The following is a 21,103-nucleotide window of genomic DNA, read 5'->3' on the forward strand; positions in this document are numbered from 1 at the left end:
GAGGGCGTTGATGAGAATTTGACAAATCTGGACACTGAAAAGTTTAAGAAGATGATTGAGAAAGTGGTGGCAGCCTACCCCAATTTCAAAGCCGTGGCTACTACTCTGCGCGGCGTCAAAACAGCGACAGTGAACGACTGGGGCGCGATTTGCTGGGTTGACGGAAAATTTTATGAAGCAACACACAGACCCAATCTGGAAATTTTGGACAGAGTGGGCTGCGGAGACAGTTTTGCGTCCGGTTTCATTTACGGCATGATGGTGTTGCAAGATCCAAAAATGGCAGTCGAATACGGCGCAGCTCACGGCGCGCTGGCAATGACCACACCGGGCGATACAACCATGGCGACGCTGAAATAAGTAGAAAAAATTGTGGCTGGCGGAAGCGCAAGAGTTGATAGATAAAAAATATTGAAAACCCCGGATGATAGAGAAATTTCATTCGGGGTTTTGTTTTTAGAATTAGGCATATTTGCAGTTCGAATGCAAATTCGACTAAATTTTGTATTACATAATCCGGAAAAGTAGGTGATACATTTTCAAAGAAAATCAAAGTGCCTTGCGGTCGTTGAATGCAGTTTAATTTTCAAATTTTTTGATTATTTTATTTCCGTCTTTATCTTCAATAATAAAAGTATCGGCTGGGTTATTAGGGACAAAATTATTTTTTAAATAATTCAAATAACCAAATTCACCGATGCCGCCCCCGGTCATGTTTTTTATCGATAACATCATCCGCAAAAATATCTGGCCGATTTTTTTGTCAGATAAAATTGCTCTCCAGCTTTCAATTTTCGCCTGATACAATTCCCATAATATTTGAGCTAATGGACTCAATTTAAACTTATCTACCGGTTGATTATCTTCGTGAATTTTGTAAATTTCCTTATAAGCGTCGTAAACTATTTTGTCATTAATTCGAAGCGCATCTGATACATAAATATCTTTCACTAAAATTTCGATATCGGCAGCCGTCAATGCCACATTTCTGTCTTTAAAAATGTCGTCGAATTGGCCATGGGGAACAGCTTCCATTAACTTTGAAAACCGGATTTCTTCTTTCCGTTTTTTTTGATATTCGAGGCCGTCAAGATATTTGCAATCCTTATTACAATCAATTGTATTCATCCTGTTTTTAGCGCAGCAAATCGGACAAAGGACATCGTTAATTGGCGCGCAAAATCGTTTAGCTGCTCTTGTGCCACAAATTGAACATTTTGTTGCCATTGTTTGCCTCAAGATGGACTTCTCTATTCTCCATTAAATATATAAATTTAAAGAGAGATTGTCAAGCAAAAAAACTCTTCAAGCATGACAAAGTTACCAAGCGCTCTCCCGTAATAAATTTTTTAACGTTCAATCTGTGAGCGTAGCAAAACAGTCGCCAAATTACTGTTTACAGCCTCGATAATTCATCTATTGTGAAGATAAATTACTTGCTTTTAATTTCGCAAATTTCTATATTTAACGATATTTATTAGCTTACTGATAAGCTTTTCCGTTTGCTTGCAGCGATGAAAATTATGAATCACTTCTTTTTCAAAGCAGGAAAGATTTGGCAATGAAAGAAAAACCATCAAAATTAGTTTATTCCACTGATCGGAAAGCTCAGGAACAGATCAAAGCGGAGAAAAAGCAACAGCCTCCGGTCAAAGATGCACCTGCCGAAAAGCAGACTATTCACATCTCACTGCAAACCAAAGGCAGGAAAGGGAAAAAAGTAACTGTTGCCAGCGGTTTTGTCCATTCAGCGGAAAATTTGAAGCAACTGGCGCGGGAATTGAAGCAAGCCTGTGGCGCTGGCGGGACAGTGAAGGATGATGTCATCGAAATTCAGGGTGATAAAAGGCAGCAGGTGGCGCAATTTTTGTTACAGCGGGGTTATCGAATAAGAGGAGTTTAGTTACATCGGTTTCAGACGGGGAAAAAGTCTGCGGAGAAAAAAATGGCAAAAAAAATTGCATTAATCAGCATCTTTGGTTTGGTGTGGCGCCTGTTTTTGAGTGACTCATTTGCACGTGAAAATAGCAACCAATCGGGTTCGTGGGATTTTTTGAACACAACGGCGATCGGAGCAAAACAATTCATTGAAAAAAACCCCGAAGCAGACGGCAGAGGCGTAGTGATTTTCATTCTCGACAGCGGCGTCGATCCGGGCGTTCCCGGGCTGCAGAAGACGTCAGTCGGAGAAGTAAAAATTATCGATGTGCGCGATTTTACCGGTCAGGGGGACGTTGCGCTTTATGCCGGCGAGCCGGGTCAGAGCGACGGCGAGAAGTACATCGAACATCCGGACGGTTTTCGGCTGTTCAATTATCAAAAGTTGAAATTTCAACCCGAAAACGGCGAGTACTGGATCGGGTATCTTGACGAGCATCGTTTTCGAAATTCCAAAGTGGGCGACGTCAACAACAATGGTAAAACTGACGATCAATTCGGAGTTTTGGCATTTGAAACTGCGGAAGCGGATTCTTTTGTCTGGCTGGTGTACGTGGATACTGACGGAGATCGTCAACTTGACGATGAGAAACCGCTGCGGGACTACTGCAAAAATTATGAAATTTTCCATTTCCGCGGCGGCGACTCGCGCTACGACGCGCGGCCTTTGAATTTTGCTATTAATTTTGACAGCTATGGCATGAAAGTTTCCTTTTATTTTGACGATGAAGGCCATGGTACTCATGTTGCCGGGATTGCCGCTGGCTATCAGATTTTTGGGCAGGAAAATTTTAACGGCATTGCTCCCGGCGCGCAAATCATCAGTTTGAAAATCGGCAATGGCGATCTGCCTGGCGGAAGCACGACGACGAGCAGCGTCGCACGGGCGATTGAATTTATCGAAGATTATCTCCAATCTCACTCCGGTCCGGTCGTTGTGAATTTGAGTTACGGAATCGGCGCGATTCAGCCGGGGAAAAGCGACATCAGCCATTTATTTCATCGCCTGATTCTGGATCACGATAATGTTTTTGTCTGCGTCAGCAACGGCAATGAAGGACCGGGCATTGCCACGACTGGCGCGCCGGCAGCGGAGGCGCTCGTTTTTTCTGTGGGAGCGTTTTTGCCGCGGAAAACGGCAAATGATGTTCTCGGAACGCACCTGAAACAAGATCAACTTTTCTATTTCAGTTCGCGCGGCGGACGAGTGAACAAGCCGGACGCGATTGCCCCAGGTTTTGCTTCTTCGACTGTTCCTGCCTTTGCGCGGGAGGATTTGTCACGCGGCACGAGCATGGCAGCGCCGCAGATTTCCGGCGCAGCAGCGTTGCTCATCAGCGCCGTGCGGAAAATAGATTCGAAAAATAGATTCACGAGTCTGATGCTCAAACAGGCGCTCAAACAAAGCGCGACGCCTTTGCCGCAGTTTAGCGCTGTGGATCAGGGCGGCGGAATTGTGAATGTCCCGCTTGCTTTTGAAATTCTGAAAAAGAGAATCGCGGCGCGCAAAATGAGCGATCCCGTCAGTTACGAAGTCGTGGCGGATTCTCCCGTGAATTCGGAAACGACGCACGATGGCGCGTACTGGCGCGTTGGCGGCTATTTTCCGGCGGATGGCGAAAAAACTGTGTTCCGCGTTTACCCAATTTTCCCGGATAGCGTTGCTGCGGATCAGCGCGCGCAATTTTATCGCGCGTTCACGCTGCGCTCTCAAGTGGCGTGGCTGAAACCCGAGAAAAAATTTGTTTACCTGCGCGGAGAAGACGGCGTAGAAATTGCCGTTCGTTACGACGGGAGACAGCTTTCTGATCCCGGGTTGTATGCCGGGAAAATTTTTGCGGTTCGAAAAGACATCGCTGGCCCGAGGCTGCGCGAATTTGAGTTGCTCAATACCGTGATTGTGCCTTACCATTTTACCAATGAAAATAGTTATCGGCGCCAGTTCGAGGAACGGCGTCTTTCTCCCGGCGACTGGAAACGATATTTCATTCAGACGCCGCCGGGCGCCACGGAGGCCAATATTTCTTTGAAAGCGACGGGCAATAGATTTTGTCGCATTAATCTGTTTTGTCATTCTCCGGCAGGGGGAAGTTATCGGGAAATTTACGGCATCACCAGTAAAGATAGCCGAGCCCGTGAAATTCACATTTCCGGGAAAGATTTGCAGCCGGGAATATGGGAGGTCGTCGTCCAGGCGGATGCGCTCAATGAAAAGCGTGCGGCGTTTCAATTGTCAGTTTCATTCGCCGGCTTCACGGTGTCGCCTGATGTGATCGCCGATTACCACTATTCGCTTGGCAAGGAACCTAACGGCACATTGGACGTTTGTAATGAGTTTAGCGTCCCATTTTACGGTTTCGCAGTGGGCGAGCTGCCCGGCTATCAGAGAAAAAAACAACTCATCGTGCAAAATGTGGATCATTTCGATTATAGTTTTCAGGTCAAAGAAAACGCGCGTAAAGTCCGCTTTGTCGTTGAGATCGCCCCTGAAGCGTTTCTGAAAATGTCGGATATCGCGCTCATCGTCACGGATTCGCGTCGGCAAAAGATCGCTGACGAAGCGTTGTCGTTTCCCAAAGGCGAAATTGAAATTTTTCCCAAAGCTGGTGAATTTTACAATTTGCGAGTCCAGGCGGCTTTTGTACACGGAAATTCCATTGGGCAGTGGAAATTTAAATTAACAGAACAATACGAATTGACGGAAAAAATTAATGTGAAAATTTACGCCGATGAAAATCGTCTTTTTTGGCTCTATCCGTCAATAAAACGAAAATTGGATTTTGTTTTTGACAAAAGTCCCCGCGTCGCGCCAGATGGATTTGACATGTTCGGTGATATTAAATTTTACGCGAGGGACAAAGTGAGGCAGGTTTTTTCTGTTCCAGTTTCATTAAAAAATTATTGATGAGTTTCGAGATTTGTAGGTGTGGTTGCACATCTGAAAACACGGGCATTTGAAATACAAACGAGGAGCAAGGAAGGATAAAATGTCGCTGGATCGAATTGAAAAAATCGGGATCATGTCTGACAGCCACGACAATTTGCCGGCGATTCGTGCCGCTGTTGATTTGTTCAATCGGGAAAGAGTTGAGTTTGTGATTCATGCCGGCGATTTAGTGGCGCCGTTCACTGCCCGGGAAATGAAGAAGTTGAATTGTCCTTTTGAAATTGTGCTGGGAAACAATGATGGCGAAATTCTGGGTTTGCACCGCGTCTATCAGGGACATGTCCACCAACCGCCTTTGGAATTGAAACTTGGCGGGATAAAGATTTTGGTTTTGCACGATGGCTCATTTCTGCGGCATATTGAAGAAATTCGTGATTTTGACGTAATTATTTACGGACATGATCACGAGGGAAAAATTGCAAAAACTAATAACGGAACTTTGCTCATCAATCCGGGAGAAACCGGCGGTTGGCTGCACGGAAAATCAACCGTCTGTATTTTTGATGTAAGTCAAAATAATGCAAGTCTTTATGAGCTAAACATAAGCTTGATAACAGAAAAGTAACTTGAAAAGAATTTTTAATAAATTTAAAAAAATATTAAAAAGTTGTTGACTTTTTATAAAAAATGTGTTATAATAAAACATGGTAAATAAATAAATGGTTGCGATAAGCGAACAAAAATTAGAATTGCTCTTTAAAAGTATCCGAAAGCGAAAAGTGATCGTTTTGGGCGATCTGATGCTGGATCGCTACATTGCGGGGTTGGTTCATCGGATATCGCCTGAAGCGCCAGTGCCGGTTGTAGAAGTGGAAAACGAATTTGTTCGCTTGGGCGGCGCGGCAAATGTGGTCTATAATGTTCGATCTCTTGGTGCCATTCCTGTTCCTATTGGCGTTGTCGGCGCTGATTTCGCCGGAGAAGAAATTGTCAACTTGCTGAAAAGTCTGGAAATAGAAACTGATTCTGTCATCGTTGATTCCTCTCGTCCGACTGTGATGAAAACCCGAATTATCGCGAATGATCAACATGTGGTGCGCGCTGATTGGGAATCCCGAAATTCAATTTCCCAAAAAATTGAAGCGCGCGTCGCCCGGCGGGTTGCGAAACATTTGATTGATGCCGATGCATTGATTATTGAAGATTACAACAAAGGGCTGTTGAGCCGGTCGCTCATCCGGGAAGTCATTAAATCCGCTCGTCGACTGAAAAAAATCGTCACCATTGATCCGAAATTTGACAATTTTTTTGCTTATCAGGACGTAACAGTTTTTAAGCCTAATCGCAAAGAAGTGGAAGCTGCTTTAGGAATGCATATCGATTCTCAAAGAGAATTGCAGCAGGCTTGCGAAAATTTAGCTGAAAAACTGCACGCAGAATATATTTTGGTTACGCTGGGTGAGAAGGGAATGTGCCTGTACGAGAAAAGCGGAAATTTCATGCAGATTCCCACGCGCGCGCGAAAAGTTCACGATGTGTCCGGCGCCGGGGATACGGTCATTAGCTCGCTCACCCTGGCGTTGGCCTCAGACGCCGACATTCGCGAAGCTATGACATTTGCCAATTATGCCGCTGGCGCTGTCTGTGGCGAAGTCGGTGTGGTTCCGGTGACTCAGGAAATGATTAGGGAGGCCATCGCGTTCTTTCGATGACTTTTGGAATTGATGAACATTTTCATTTGCTCAATCTGATTTTTTAAATCTGAAAAAATCGACTTGTGTACTTTCCCGCTGCTTTGAGGTGAAATTGCTTTCAGGCCACTAGGCGATTGCCTGATAGGCGAAGAAAGGTGCGATTCCCCAATTTATTAAAATTTTTTGATGGCAAAAGAGTTTGTTCTCTGGTTCATTTTGCGGAATCGTGTTTCGTTTATTTTGTGACTGTCCTTTGAAACAAAGTTAGCAAGAGGGAACTGCTGACAAATTAAAGCAATTTATTCAAAATTTGCATGTTTTGAGAGGGGCGTTAGTAGTGAAAGAATAATAAAAAATTATCTTGTCAAACTTTTAAACTAAAAATTGTGCGCAAAAAAAAGCTGACATATTTGGCGATGATGTCCTTGTGGGGGATTTGCGGAGCCAATCTTCTGTTCTGTGGGCAGAATTGGCAGCAAAAGGTAACATACCGCATGAGGGTTAATTTTGACCCTGACAATCATTGTCTGAATAGTGTGGCGCATATCAGTTATGAGAATAACTCGCCGGATACTCTGCGGCAAATTTGTTTTCACCTTTTTCCCAATTCTTTCCGACATGGTTCTGTGATGGAACGCGAAGCAAAAGATGCTTCGATGACGCTTATTCACTCCCCGAAAGAAATCGGTTGGCTGCGCCTGAAAGCTATTTCCGCAAAGAAACAAGGCAGCCCGTTGCAGGAAAATTTGAAAAAGATTTCCTACAATGAAGATTCCACCATTGTTTGCCTTCATTTGAAGGAGCCTCTTCTTCCCGGAGAACGGCTTTCTGTTTCGTTCAGATTTAACATGAAAATCAGAAAATTTAACATGCAGTATGACAAAGGCGGCTACTCCGGCGATTTGTTTGAAATCAGCCAGTGGTATCCCAAAGTGTGCGTGTACGACAGACATGGCTGGGATGCTGACGCTAATCATTTTTTGGGTGAATTTTACGGGGAGTTTGGCAGTTACAAAGTGACGATTTCGGCGCCGGAAAATTTCATCATTGCCGCAACTGGCGAGGTCGTTGCCGGCGATCCGGGGTGGCTTTCGGTCGCCGTTGACAGCAGCCAAAAGCAGGGCGCCGAAAAGCAAGCAGACCCCAAAGATGATGCAAACAGGCGTGAGGTCACTTTTTTTGCGGATCAGGTTCACGACTTTGTCTGGACCGCCAGCCCAAATTATGTTTACGAAACCGACACGATTCAGTCAATTCCCGTACACGTGTTGTACAACAAATCCGAGCGGAAAACGTGGCACAAGAATGCACTGCTTGCCGCTAATCACACGCTGGAATGGCTAAATCGCAATATCGGAGAATTTCCCTACCCCACTCTCACTCTTGCGCAAGGGTTGACCGATGGCGGCATGGAATATCCCATGGTCACAGTGCTTGGCTATTATGACTTTTTTATTGTGTTCCACGAAATTTGCCACATGTATTTTTACGCTGCCGTCGCTAACAACGAACAGACCAATGCCTGGATGGATGAGGGACTTGCCACTTATCTCGCTTATTTATTCCAGAAGGAAAAATATGCCGGCGATTATGCCGTTGTGCCGAGACTGCCTTATCCGTTCTCAAAAAAGAAATTTGCTAAATTCAGCACGTACAATAAAGTCAGGCTAAATTCGCTTTATTATTATTTGTACAGCGGCTTTGATCGTCCTTTGAACAGCCCGTCCTATTTGACCGGCGATTATTATATTTACAATTATCATGCCTACATGAAATCGTCCCAATTTTTTGCGATTCTGGATTTCGCGCTAGGCAGAGAGAATTTTTTCCGCATGTTGCAATACTATTATCAGCACTACAAATTTAAACACGTGGGAATGGAGGCATTGAAACAGAGCTGCGAAGCGGTCAGCCCCGGAGATTGGGACGAATTTTTCCAGAAATGGGTACACGATGTTCCCAAAGTTGATTTTGCATTGCGCAGTTTTCGTTCGCAGAAAACAGGCAATGGCCGCTGGCAAACAAAACTCGACATTCGCAATTTAGGCAACACGATTTTACCGACAGAAGTGGAATTGATCACGGCAGGGCGGGATACGATTGTGAGAAGGATTTTTGACGGCAGCAAAAATGATCCTTTGCTTTTCACGACGAAAAATAGAGTGAAAGAAGTGCGCCTTGATCCGCGCGATATTATTCTGGATCAAAATCGATTGAACAACGGCAATGTGAAATGCGAATGGTTTTTCTATCCCGAATTTCCCAGCATGTATTACATGCCTCGAGACGCTTACGCCATATTTTATTTTCCCCAAGCCTGGTACAATGACATTGACGGATTTAAGCCTGGCGTCCAATTTTTGGGAAGCTATTTGAATCGCTATTACATTACTCGCAGCCGCATCTGGTACAATACAAAAAAGCAAAATTTCGATTACCAATTTTCCTATTCCATGCCCTGGGAACGATTCGGGCGAAATGTCTGGCGACATGTGCAATGGCAGCAAATTGACGGCAAGAGAGCGGTCTCGGCGAACATTCAGTTCAATCGCTACCATTTTATGGCAGGCCGGCCGATTTTCACCTGCCGTGTTGGGTTTCAACATTACAAATTGACGAATTCCGCCTATAATTATGATAAAGTTCGCATCGGAGGGAAAAATATTTCTGCATTGAGCTGGGAGCCGGGAAATTTGAATCAAATTTTCTTGCAAGCGAAATATTCTCATTGGAAAAAAATTCCCTATTTTTCAGCCGAAATAAAAGCCAGTTTTTCCGATCGCGCTTTTGATAGTGATTTTGATTATCTCAAATCTTCGCTGAATTTGCAAGTAACAAATATCCGCCTGCCCGGAAAAAGTAGTATTGATTTAGGCTCATTTTTGGGGATTTCCAGTTCGGAGAGTATGCCGCTTCAGGATCGTTTCGGCGTTGCCGGTGCTAGTCCGATTCAAAAACTCAATTATTTTTACCTGCGCGCGCCAAATTTCTTGAGTACTTATTTTCATTACTATCTGCCCGGCGGTGCTAATTTGCGCGGCTATAATTTGCTGCTCGATGAGAATAATCGCGTTTTATCGGGCGATAAAATCTTATCGGCAAGCATTCGAATTAATCGCGAATTTTGCTGCCGCCAGTTGCCAGCAAAATGGCGATCTTTTGCTCCCAAGGTGGATGGATACATATTTTTGGGTGGCGGCAAGGTTTGGGACAAAGGTTTAATCAGAAAATTATTTGACGCCGGAATTGGCGTAGTGTTTTCAAAACAAATTTTGGGCAAGGAAAGGCATTTGCGCGTGGAATTTCCTCTTTGGTTGAGCCAACCCAATTTGGGGAACGGTGACAGCAGGGAGAAAAACTGGCAATTTCGTTGGCTGATCAGTTTTCAGTGATCAACTGATTGCCGCTGTCGATCCCCTAAGTCGATGTGAATTCTCGTTCTATTTTTGCCTCAATTTAAAATTTTCTCGCTTTTGCTTTGTACAAAATGAGTCAAAATTAAACCGACAACTAACGTCACAAAACTGCCAATAAAAACGTACCAGGGCCAGGCAAAGTGAATGGGTTCCACGGAGCGGAGCAGCACGGTAATGCTGACGATTAATATTAGCAACGCTACCTGATAGCGGCGACTCTCCGTTTTCATGAAAATCCAGAGAAAGGCTAAAACATTCAGGCCAATAATGACGTGCTGTACGGTTCCGGTGACGCCGATGACCCAGGTCATGAAATAAATCGATGTCCATTGCGCAATGAGGGCAGTTACTTCTTTTGTTTTCGGAGAAAAAATTCCCAGAAAAAAGACGCCCAGCAGACCGCCGTAAGTGAACGAAGCGATTCCCAGACCCAATTCCACGACCGGATTGTTCATGTCGGTGAAAAATAGCGCACCGCCGATGAAGATGACACCCCAGACCGCGGTGAAAATTCGCGAAATGAGCAAATCCCGTTTGGGCGAGTTGTTTTTGCCAAAGCGCGATTTGTACAAATCAAGCATGGACGAAGAAGCCAGTGAATTAAGCGAACCGCTCAGCGTAGACATGGCGGCGGCAAAAACGCCGGCGATGATGACGCCAGAGAGACCAGGTGGCAGAACTTCCACGATAAATTTGGGAAAAAGCTGATCCGAACGGGAGAGAAAATGGCTGCCCGGGCCGATTGGCTGCCCGTGGTAAAAAGCGTACATCATCAGTCCGATGACCAGAAAAAGCGCAAATTGGAAAAAGACAATCACGCCGCTGGTGATGAGCGCTTTTTGGCTGCTTTTGAGATTGTTGCAGGTCAGCAGCCGCTGGACGATGAGTTGATCCGTTCCGTGCGATGCCATTGACAAAAATGCGCCGCCGATAATGCTGGTGATTAGCGTGTAATTTATCGTAAAAAATTCTTTCCAGCCTTTTTCAAAACCAAAATAGATGAATTGAAATTTATTTTCCGGTCTGGCAGCGGCGACAACGTCGCTCCAGCCGTGAGGTAGCAGGTGCAACAAATAAACACCGGCGATGATCGATCCGCCCAGATAAATGCCCATTTGCAGCACGTCAATCCAGACTACGGCACGGATACCGCCGAAGTAGGTGTAGAAAATTGTAAAAACTCCGATGACGGCGATGGACACAGGAAAATTCCAGCCGGTAATGATGGAAAGCGGGATCGCCGTGGCAAACAATCTCACGCCGTCCGCCAAAAGGCGCGTGATTTGAAAAATGACAGAAGAAAATTTTCTCATGTCCAGGCCGTATCGCTGACCCAAAAATTCGTAGGCCGTGGAAAGTTCGCCGCGATAGTAGGCCGGTAGCAGCACGAAACTGATGACAATTCTTCCTAAAATATAGCCAATTGCCAATTGCAAAAAGTTAAGATTCGTCAGGTACGCCAAGCCGGGGATGCTGATAAATGTCAGTGTGCTCGTTTCCGTGGCAACGACGGAAAAACAGACCGCTCCCCAGGGTAAATTCCGGTCGCCCAAAAAATAGTCCCGCGTGTTTTTTTGGTGTCTTCCCAGCCACGAGCCCAGCGCAGTCACGGCGATCATGTACACAAAAAGAATAGCAAAATCGATGGGAGTAAAAGCCATGTGCAACTCTCCGATTAATTTTGATTGTTCGTTGTGAAGAATCATTAAAGATAAAAATATTATTCAATTAATCAAGAAGAAAATTTCAAATGAATAATTGCCGCGTAAATTCCAAAAGAAATTTTATTAAAAAATACTTGACATTGTCAAAATTAATTTTTTATTATAAGTACTTCTAATTCACTAAAGTTTTATTTTAATCAGGGAGGGCAGGTAATGAGAAGATTGCCCAATGTAACAAAGTTTTTGGTTTTGTCCCTTTCCTTGCTGTTAATACTCTCCGTCTGGATGGGATGCCAAAAAGGTACAAAAATGCCCACTGCACCGGATCAGAATCAGGCTGTAGTTCTGAATAAGGCCAATCCGATGATTCAAACAGTGATGGCAGTTCAGGAACGCCATACAGCGGATTTGCTGGCGAAACCGGATGTGGTGGGTACCGCGGTTGGTTTGACCGAAGATGGAAAACCGGCAGTGATGGTTTACACCAAAACGATTGCATTGAAAAAATCACTGGGAATTCCGGCGACATTGGAAGGGCTGCCGGTGGTCGTGGAAGTTGTCGGTGAAATTCATCCGATGAAAGGCAAACCGCCAAAACCGGGCGGCGGAGTCGATCACAAAGCGAAACAAACACCTCCTATTCAATTGGGCACATCGGGCGGCTGGCGTTACGATTTGGCAAATGGCTACTGCTGCGGCGGAACTCTTGGCTCGCTGGTGCAAATTGGCTCGAAAAAATATATTTTGAGCAATTACCATGTTTTTGAATCGGATATTGTCTCCGGCGGAAATAACCGCGTGGCACAAACCGGGGATCCGGTCATTCAGCCCGGATTGATCGACGTCGGTTGCAATGCTTCGAATGCACAAGATGTGGCAACTTTAGTGAAAAAATCATCCTTGCCAGGAAATAATGTGGATTGCGCCATTGCTGAAATTATTTCCGGAATGGTGGATGAATCCGGAGCAATTTTGGAAATTGGAACTCTCTCTTCGCAAACGGTGGCTGCTTATCTCAAGCAGGCTGTGAAGAAAAGCGGCAGGACCACGGGTTTGACACGCAGCTCTATTTCCGGGTTGAACGCTACAATTCAGGTTACTTATGAAGATGAGTGCGCCGGAAGTACTGCTTTTACGAAAACTTTCACCGGCCAGATTGTCATTAAAAATAATGGTAGTAGATTTCTCGACTCAGGTGATTCCGGCTCTTTAATGGTAGAGGACGTAGCGACGAATCCACGCGCTGTTGGTTTGTTGTTTGCAGGTAGTTCCAGAACGGCAATCGCTAATCCCATCGATGAAGTGCTCGCTTTTCTGAATGCGACAATGGTTGGGAATTAATTTTTAGTTTTTGAATTCATTTAAAGGCGTCTGTTTTTCATTTGCGGCAGACGCCTATTTTTTTAACCCAAAAAGATTCTCTGATTAAGAAGTCAATGCAGGTCTTGTATGAACGAAATGGAGAAAATCAGCCGAGCGCTCAACAAACATTCCGCAGCGCTTGTCCAAATTCCAGGTGTTAGCGGCGTTTACATCGGGCAGAATGATGCGGATGAATTCGTCATTTGCATCATGATCGAGCAGAAAACAGATGCGCTCATGGAAAAATTGCCGGAGCAATTAGACGGTTTCCCAGTGGAAATTGAGGAGACCGGCGAAATTAAGCCGATGTGAGGAGTTGCTTTATTGCGATGAAAAATAACCTTCAATCTCCCGGCGATAGGCGAGATTCGTTCTTTCCGACCAGACGTCCACCGGATTTTTGTTGTCCGTGAGAATCAGCGCGTCAGTTGTGTCCGGGAAAAATCGGTTGTCCCAGGCGTGATTTTTTTCCACGACGCGCCAGTGTTCCACCGGGTCGAGGTCTGCATAATCGACCGGATTCCCCAGAAATTCTTCATCGATGTCGATTTTTCGATTTGCCGCTAAAATAATTAAATTGCCCAGTACGTTGGGCGGTTCGTCGAGAGGAAAAACCATCACTTCGTCAAATACGCGTTTTAATGTCCGTGAGACAGATTTAACCAGCGGACTGTTCCAGCCGATGGATTCCACGTTTATTGCGAGGATTCCATTCGCGTCGAGATGCGCTGCCATTTTTTGAAATGATTCCAGTGTGATCAAATGAAAAGGAATGGAGCTGCTGCCAAAGGCGTCGAGGATAATCAAGTCGTAATGCTCTTTATTTCTTGTTAAAAATCTTCTCCCGTCCGCCGTAAAAATATGCGCGATTTCATCGTTCATTCGGAAAAACTTTTTCGCTGCCTGAATCACGACGGGATCGATTTCCACGGCGTCGACTTGCCAATTATCCAGATAAAAACTTTTCGCCACAGAACCGCCGCCGAGACCAATCAAAAGCAGTTTCCCAGGTGCCGGAAATGCCAGTTTCAAAATGTCCAGCGCAATGGCGTAACTCATCATGGTTTCGTCTGTTTCAACGTCTTCGATGGTGTGAATCCCCCCGTCGATGAGCAAGTAGCGCCAGTTTTCCTCCTGCCGAACTTCAATTTTGCCGTAGGGACTTTCTTTAACGAAAAGAAGACCTGTGCTTGGATTTGGCTGCGGTTCTGTAATGAACTTATTTGCCAACACGATTAAAATTGCGAAAAAAATCGCGGCGATCAAGCCTTGCATTTTTTTGAATTTGAACAAACTAATTACGCCGGTGATGATGAGAATCGCGCCGAGCAGCTCGGTCATTTGCACCACGCCGAAATAGGGAACGAGGAAAAATCCGGTCGCCAAGGCTGCGACGACACTTGCCAGCGTTGAAACCGCGTACAAATTTCCCGCTGATCTGCCGACATTTTCCAGCCCTTTTGTTTTTAATTTGATAGCTAACGGAGAAATCATCCCCAACAAAAACAGCGGCGGAAAAAAGAGCACGATAGCAGCGACGAGAACGGCGAATCTCAATCCGAGCGGCTCAGTGATTGACAAAATCGGATGTTTGAGCAAAGGAATGAGCATTGTCCACACACCAGAACCGAGTAGAATGAAAGACAAATCTGACTGTTTATTTCTTCGGTCTGCTAAATTTCCCCCGACAGCATAGCCAGCGCTCAAGGCAGCCAATGTGACAGAAATCAATGCGGACCAGAGATAAATGCTCACGCCGTAAAAAGGCCCCAAAATTCGTGTGCCCAAAATTTCCAGGGCGAGAACGCACGCGCCGGCGATCGCAACGATCAGATACAAATAAAATTTCATTCCTTACCCTTTCTATTTTTCGCCTTTTTCGTAAACCCGCCAGTAGGGTCTTTCCGGTTCCCAACTTTCGGAAATTTCTTTTGGCGGACGAACCACAATGGCGTTGCACTCGGCAGTTACAGTGCCGTCGGGCAAACTCAGCGTGCCGGCGACTTTAGCGCTCCTTTTGCCGTAGCGCACCAGCCAGCCCCGCGCCGTCAGAGGGGTGTTCGTCGGTGTGGGATGTTTGTAAGTGATTTCTAATTTTAGCGTGACAAAAAGATTGTCAAAATCGCCGTCGAGCAGCACGGCGCGGCCCGAAGTCTCATCCAAAATCGCCGCAACAATGCCGCCGTGTGCGATTCCCGGATAGCCGTTGAAATGTTCCGGGATCGAAACTTGACCGACGACTTGTTTACTTTCGGTATCATTGTACCATTCCATTTTCAGACCAAGGTCGTTTTGCTTTCCGCACAAAAAACAAGTTCTCGAAGATGGTTGCTTGATCAGGCTCATTTTTGATTTATCCTTTCCGCGTTATGTTTGAAATTCAGGTATGTTGACGAACAGATTAGAATAGAAAATAAATTGACGACCAATATTTGCAAGAATTAAAAAAAATCTGATTCTACTGACATCACAAGCGTATTCCACTTTTTTGGGCGGAACACACGGGGAACGAAAAAATGTATTTGAATGTTTGCGAATTCTTTTCATTAAATATAAAATTTGTTTGGAAAATGTCAAGGAAAATAAAATTTCGTTTCTCCGAAAGAGGTCGCTAGTTATTTCCGCAAAACGCTATAAATTGCTTGACAAAGTGAAGCAAAATTTGTATCTTGAGCTTAACATTTTCAATGAAGAAAATTTGATTTTAAAAAATATTATTTATTTTCCAAAGAAAAACATTAACTCAAAAATCTTATTGCATTTTTATCACAATTTATCTTAATAAAAGGCTTGATTAATGTTTAATACTTACTCGCTTCGCAAGTCCTGGGCGGGCGCGGTTCAGAAGTATCGCATGAAAAAACAGTTGGCAAGGGTGCGCAAGTTATTTCTTTTCCTGTTTTCCGTCTGGCTCATCGGTTCAATTTTAACAATTTTAGCGCAATACATTTTTGCCAGGGACCTGCACCAATCGATTCACGATTATCTGAAATATTTTTGGGTTGTGATCATTGAATTGGTCAGCGGTTTCGATATTCCTGACACCATTCCGCTACATCTCACCAGCCAGATTATCTCCGTGCTCATGCTGGTCATGGGCATTGTCGTGGTGGGACTTTTTACCGGACAGATCATTTCTATTTTCGTGCATGTGCTTCAGCGAGGCGAATTTGTTTCCGAAAAACCTGAGGGATTTCAATTCAGGCGTCCAATCGTCATTTGCGGCATCAGTCCGAAATTACCCAATATTATTTTCAATTTGAGAAAAAGCGCGCTTTCAAAAAATCGGGAAATTGTTGTTGTCGGTCGTGACGCTGACCAGATAAAAAAAGAAGACGAAGAAGTTTTTGAAGACGTCTGGTACGTAAAAGGCGAACCTTCGCTGCGGGCAACTTTGCTGAATGCTATTGGCAAAGAAGAGACGCGGGTGATCATTTTGGAACGGCGACGCGATGATCCCTATTTTTCGAGCCAGTGCGCCATTAATACCGCTATGGCGGTGGAAGTGATCGACGAAAGAATTCACACCGTTGTCGAAGTGACGCACAATCGCGACGCCGAACATTTCCAGCGCACGCACATCAACGACATGATTAACATTTCCGATTTTGGCATGAAGATGATTGCCCAGGCAGCGCTGCGTCCGGGAATGGCGCGCGTTTTTTCTCAGTTGCTCGGCGGTAATGAAGGCGAAGAATCCACAGTGCAAATCTATTTTACTCCCTTGCCGCTGCAGAAAAATTTTGTCGGAAAAAATTATCTGGAAATTACCGCTATGCTCTGTCACGAATTTTGCTGCGCGGACATCACTTTGCTCGGTTTCGCCAAGTTTTTCAGTGATGAACAGAAAAAACAATTTGATCTGCGCTTGCGCAATACAAATTATTTCATTCAGATCAATCCGCTGAGTCGAAGGAAAGATGACGATCCTGCCAACGAATACACTTTTCGTGAAGGCCGGCTCTTTTTCTTCAAAGACACTGTTCTGAAGGAACAGGATCGGTTGATTTATCTTGCAGATGCGCCAATAAATTTTGAAGAAGCATTACAAAAAATAATAAAAGGGAGATGATTATGGAAGGAAGGAGTACGTTCAATGAAGGCGATTTTGGCATCCGGGATCATATCATTATTTGCAATTGGACGGAAAAAGCGGATGTGATCGTTCGGCAGTTGCACGATGCGAGCGTGCGGCAAAAAAGCCCGATTATCGTGATTAGCAACAATCCGGAAAAAATTCCCAAAACCACGGACCCTGCCTACCGGGGATTGCTGATGATTGCCGGAAATCCGGCGGACAAGGAAATGCTGAAAAGAGCGGACATCGCGACAGCGAAAACGGTGATTGTGTTAGCTGACGAAAATGATCCTGAACGGGCAGATTCAAAATCCATTTTGATCGTGTTGGCGATTGACGCTATTAATCCAAATGTGCACGTGATTGTGGAATTGATGCGTTCAAATAACGAGATGTTTTTTCAATATTCTCACGTCAACGAGATTGTTTGTTTGGAGCAATTGGCGGAAAAATTATTAGCGCAATCAGCGCTGACTCCGGGTTTGTCGCAGGTTTACATGGATTTGCTGACGCAGTCTGTGGACACCAATGAGATTTACCAGGAACCAATTCCCAAATTTTTTGTCGGTCAAACTTACCGCGAGATCGAATCGGAGATAATCAAGATTGATGAAAAAGACGTGATTCTGATCGGCTTTGCCACAACGGTGGAAAAAAAAGTGGAGGATCAGTCCATTGTCAACGGCTTCGGCAACAAAATCTACGAGCGAAAAGTCGTCATCAATCCCAAAAGTTCGTCGCGCGATAAGTTTTCCAAAGATTACAAATTTCAGGAAGGAGATAGCATTTTCTTGATTTCGTACATCGCGCCTGACCTTGACGAATATTTTGAAAGGAAGGGACTGTAAATATTGAAAAGATGTCGCACGGATTAAGGTTGTTGAAAAATGCGTATGGGAGGAATTTCTTGTGAGCAAGTCCGAAAAAATTTGATGGCAAAGAGCGATTTGCAGCAAAAAAAACTTGACAAATTAAGAAAATATTTGTATATTGGGCTTCGTATTTTTAGAAGACGATAGTGTGAAAAATGAGCATTACACACTCCGGCGTAGCTCAATTGGCAGAGCGGGTGGCTGTTAACCACTAGGTCGTAGGTTCGAGTCCTACCGCCGGAGCGAAAATCTGACCTCGGAATTCTCCGAGGTTTTTTGTTGGTGCAGTAAAATATTCGGCGGAAGATTGATTTTCTTCTCCCGCTGAAAAGAACATTCCGCTTGACGATCTCCTCAACCATGGCAATTAAGTTCCAATTGTAAAGATTTTGACCTCTCCAAAATTCATATTCAGAGCATGTTCGCGGGCTGCTTTACCTCCCTCGATTGATACCATGGGTTTTGGCAGTGTGAACTTGCGTTCTCCCTTTTCTGTTGCCACGATCATCGCAGTGTCGCGCGTCGCGCGGATGATATCCGGTTTGCTGCTCCAAAGAGGAACTTCTGCCTGTTGCGCCAACCAGCGTAAAATTTGTGCAGGCAATGGCGCGGTTCCCACGTACACGGATTTGTATCCTTCGTGCGCTTTTATGGCAAAAGCCACTTCGTTGTTATCTTGCCAGGTGCCCAGGCTTTGACTTTCGCTGTCAACAACAGCAAAGCGCGGCGAGCGGTCCGCCTTTACTCCGAAAAGCATCTTGATCGATTGGTTTTTTTCTTCAATTGCACTACGGATCATCATTGGACCTGGCTCCTCGAGAATCTTGAACCGAAATCCTGTTAGTTCTTCCATTTGTTTTAAATCCAGTTTGTTCGGAGCAATAAAACCCGGGGCGTAATACCAGACAATAGTCATGCCGCTATTTTTCAAGAACGCTTTTAATCGACTCACTTCATCGGATGTCAAATTAAACAGATTCACCATAAACATCAGGCGATATTTATCAACATCAGAGGGTTGCAAATCAAAGTGATATATGAAATCCATTGGCGCGCCAATGCGGTGAAATGATCTGGCTTGCGTGTTCAAAAACCAGTGATTGAAAAAGTCCGAGAAACGAATGCCAAAATTCTTCCACGGTTTTTCTGCACTCCAGTGCTGAGTGGCGCAAAAACTTTTCTCGTCATAGATAGCCGCAATTTGAGAAACCGGAGTGATGTCCAGTTTTTTTCGGCGGTTCCCCAATTCAACAAGACGTTTGATTTCGTCAATTATCGGCTTGCCTGAATACCATCCATTTTTCGCGCGATTCAGGGGGCCAAAATCATATAGCCATCCGCCAACACCGGTAGCGAACACCTGTCCTAAATCTCGCTGCAAAATGAGTTTTGACCCTTCAACAGTGTCGCTGCCAGGTCCACCATGGCCTCCGACAACTTTGTACGGACTCGCGTCCTGATAAGTGCTGGGATCCATTTCGTTGAAATAAAGTTTTCCGTATCTTCTCAAAGATTCGGTCATCATCCTGAATCCGCCGTCGCCTCCCACACCTCGCGCATTGCCGAGTAGGTTACCGGCGCCGTCAGCCATATTGATTTTTACGCCTTTGCTATCCTTCACATTTCCTGGCTGGTAGGTATAAGGGCCGGCGATATAATCGATGTCAGGGCTTTCCAATATTTTTTGCATCGCCAGGTAGCCACCCTCCTGAATTCTCACCTGCTCAAGCAAATAACCGTAAAAAACGCCGCAAAGCACCCTGCCTTTTGTTTGTTGTTTAATGACGCGCGTCATGTAAAGCACAGTATCCGCTATCGCTTGATGAAATTTGCGATAAAAAGTTATCACTTCTGCTTCTTTTTCAGGATCTCGCAATAAACCGAAAGTAGTTTCCATTCGAGCTTTAGTGTCAGGAATTTTGCCGCATGCGCGTTGCATCGGAGCGCTGTAGTCCGGAAGATAATCCGCACCGAAGTAATTCCATTCTGATGTTCTCCCTGTCGTGGGGTGATATCCTATTATTCGACTGTTTAAAGGCGATTCTTGAATATGTTGTAAAAATGCCCGTAACATAGTCGCAGTGTCCTGTCGCCAGATTTCAGATGCAAAAGAAGCCTCCCAGAGCTCTCCGCCGGAGAAAAAATAAAATCCGCCTTCCGAAGGAGTCAGGTTTTTCTTTTTGATAATATCATAATTTTCTTCCGGAATTGGCAGGCCATATTTGATTAATTCCGACGGATGGGCCTCTTTCCACCAGTCAGGCGTAGAGAAATGTATTCGAGGAAGAAAATAGGCGTCAGGGTTGAGTTCGAGTAATCTGCCCAAAAAAGCATCAATTTTTGTCCAATCATATTTGTCCGGTCCGAGCCATCCCGAACGCATTCCTAAAATGGGCTGGTAAATGTTGATGCCCGCTTTTTTAAAATTGGCTATTGTGGGATACATGTGAGTGCACATGGCAAACAGAGGATAAATTTCTTCGTCATTCAGGAACAGTCGAGGTCCACCGCGCTCAACTTTTACTTGTGCCCGAGCTGGCGGTTCTCCTCTTAGCTTTTCTATTTGCTTTAAAGCCTTTGCTTCATTGAAATCGGGATCTGCATATAAGCTTGATTCAATGAGTTCCCAGGGTAGAATTGTTATTGCACTGGTTGTGAAGCCGAATAGCTTGAAAAAATCTCTTCGTTTCATGCCATGTTCTCCGCTTTTATGCTTAAATTATCGTTCAGATTTGAATGAAAATCCCAGTTAATTCGATTGCCAATTGCCTGCCTGGCACGCTGGCACGTATGTTTATTACAAAGAATTAGGCCCCTTCTATTTACGAAAGTTTAAGAGTTTGCTTTCATAATGTGATTTCTAGAGAGATAAATAAATTTAGGATTGATTTTTTTGTTTGTCGTTTTGTAGGTGAACAATCGTGTCAGTTTATTATAGTAAAATAAAATGACCTTGTCAAGCGATAAAATCGTGATGCAGAGAAAAGTTGCTTTTTGATTTTAGTCGTAAATTTAATCAGAATTTCCAAAACAAACATGATGCGTTATTCAAATATCTTATTTGTAAAATTAACATTCGACCTTGCTATCTCATTAGTGTGGAAGATATTCGTTTCACCTCAAAAAATATGCTTGATTATTACCGTTGAGGTCACTATATTTTGAAAAGTAAAAATTGTATACCTGAAATTA

15 protein-coding genes and 1 tRNA gene are annotated in these 21,103 nt (G+C 44.5%); 11 read left to right on the forward strand and 5 right to left on the reverse strand.

All coding sequences use genetic code 11. The features are described 5' to 3' along the window. A partial coding sequence (locus GXO74_09180) for a sugar kinase (GenBank protein NOZ61842.1) occupies window positions 1-360 on the forward strand: 360 nt, incomplete at its 5' end. 219 nt (window positions 361-579) lie between these two features. On the opposite strand, the gene GXO74_09185 is transcribed toward GXO74_09180, so the two are convergent. Then, a complete protein-coding gene (locus tag GXO74_09185) occupies window positions 580-1,035 on the reverse strand; it encodes a hypothetical protein (GenBank protein NOZ61843.1) in 456 nt (151 codons plus the stop codon). Between the two features lie 526 nt (window positions 1,036-1,561). On the opposite strand from GXO74_09185, the gene GXO74_09190 reads away from it, so the two are divergent. The 5 genes from GXO74_09190 to GXO74_09210 all read left to right on the forward strand — a co-directional run bounded on the left by GXO74_09190 (window position 1,562) and on the right by GXO74_09210 (window position 9,911). Next, window positions 1,562-1,903, forward strand: a complete 342-nt coding sequence (locus tag GXO74_09190; protein ID NOZ61844.1) for a translation initiation factor — start codon at window positions 1,562-1,564, stop codon at window positions 1,901-1,903. Between the two features lie 42 nt (window positions 1,904-1,945). Then, window positions 1,946-4,843, forward strand: coding sequence for a S8 family serine peptidase (locus GXO74_09195; GenBank protein ID NOZ61845.1), 2,898 nt, complete (start codon window positions 1,946-1,948; stop codon window positions 4,841-4,843). A gap of 82 nt (window positions 4,844-4,925) precedes the next feature. Next, entirely contained in the window at window positions 4,926-5,450 is a 525-nt protein-coding gene (locus GXO74_09200; GenBank protein ID NOZ61846.1) for a metallophosphoesterase, read from the forward strand. A 94-nt stretch (window positions 5,451-5,544) separates the two neighbouring features. Then, on the forward strand, window positions 5,545-6,537 hold the full coding sequence (gene rfaE1 / locus GXO74_09205) for a D-glycero-beta-D-manno-heptose-7-phosphate kinase (protein ID NOZ61847.1): 993 nt from the start codon (window positions 5,545-5,547) through the stop codon (window positions 6,535-6,537). A gap of 476 nt (window positions 6,538-7,013) precedes the next feature. Continuing rightward, window positions 7,014-9,911, forward strand: a complete 2,898-nt coding sequence (locus GXO74_09210) for a M1 family metallopeptidase (protein NOZ61848.1) — start codon at window positions 7,014-7,016, stop codon at window positions 9,909-9,911. Between the two features lie 59 nt (window positions 9,912-9,970). Here GXO74_09210 and GXO74_09215 read toward each other — a convergent pair whose 3' ends face one another. After that, the gene (locus tag GXO74_09215) at window positions 9,971-11,596 is read right to left on the reverse strand and encodes a sodium/solute symporter (protein ID NOZ61849.1); all 1,626 of its coding nucleotides are present in this window, start codon (window positions 11,594-11,596) and stop codon (window positions 9,971-9,973) included. A gap of 216 nt (window positions 11,597-11,812) precedes the next feature. On the opposite strand from GXO74_09215, the gene GXO74_09220 reads away from it, so the two are divergent. Together GXO74_09220 and GXO74_09225 are read left to right on the forward strand one after the other, a co-directional pair. Continuing rightward, complete coding sequence (locus tag GXO74_09220; protein ID NOZ61850.1) at window positions 11,813-12,940, forward strand: hypothetical protein; 1,128 nt, start codon at window positions 11,813-11,815, stop codon at window positions 12,938-12,940. Between the two features lie 108 nt (window positions 12,941-13,048). Beyond that, the gene (locus GXO74_09225; GenBank protein NOZ61851.1) at window positions 13,049-13,273 is read left to right on the forward strand and encodes a hypothetical protein; all 225 of its coding nucleotides are present in this window, start codon (window positions 13,049-13,051) and stop codon (window positions 13,271-13,273) included. Window positions 13,274-13,282: 9 nt separating this feature from the next. On the opposite strand, the gene GXO74_09230 is transcribed toward GXO74_09225, so the two are convergent. After that, window positions 13,283-14,812 carry a hypothetical protein gene (locus GXO74_09230; protein NOZ61852.1) on the reverse strand — a complete coding sequence of 510 codons (1,530 nt, stop codon included), beginning with the start codon at window positions 14,810-14,812 and terminating at the stop codon, window positions 13,283-13,285. A gap of 12 nt (window positions 14,813-14,824) precedes the next feature. Further along, entirely contained in the window at window positions 14,825-15,307 is a 483-nt protein-coding gene (locus GXO74_09235; GenBank protein NOZ61853.1) for a PaaI family thioesterase, read from the reverse strand. Window positions 15,308-15,758: 451 nt separating this feature from the next. Here GXO74_09235 and GXO74_09240 point away from each other — a divergent pair, with 451 nt between their 5' ends. The 3 genes from GXO74_09240 (at window position 15,759) to GXO74_09250 (ending at window position 18,154) form a co-directional block, all read left to right on the forward strand. Next, window positions 15,759-17,033, forward strand: a complete 1,275-nt coding sequence (locus tag GXO74_09240) for a hypothetical protein (protein ID NOZ61854.1) — start codon at window positions 15,759-15,761, stop codon at window positions 17,031-17,033. A 2-nt stretch (window positions 17,034-17,035) separates the two neighbouring features. Next, window positions 17,036-17,887, forward strand: coding sequence for a hypothetical protein (locus GXO74_09245; GenBank protein ID NOZ61855.1), 852 nt, complete (start codon window positions 17,036-17,038; stop codon window positions 17,885-17,887). A 194-nt stretch (window positions 17,888-18,081) separates the two neighbouring features. Continuing rightward, window positions 18,082-18,154, forward strand: a tRNA-Asn gene (locus GXO74_09250). A gap of 124 nt (window positions 18,155-18,278) precedes the next feature. On the opposite strand, the gene GXO74_09255 is transcribed toward GXO74_09250, so the two are convergent. After that, complete coding sequence (locus GXO74_09255; protein NOZ61856.1) at window positions 18,279-20,603, reverse strand: hypothetical protein; 2,325 nt, start codon at window positions 20,601-20,603, stop codon at window positions 18,279-18,281. Between the last annotated feature and the right edge of the window lie 500 nt (window positions 20,604-21,103).

Source organism: Calditrichota bacterium, from assembly GCA_013152715.1.
Taxonomy (GTDB): Bacteria; Zhuqueibacterota; Zhuqueibacteria; order Thermofontimicrobiales; family Thermofontimicrobiaceae; genus 4484-87.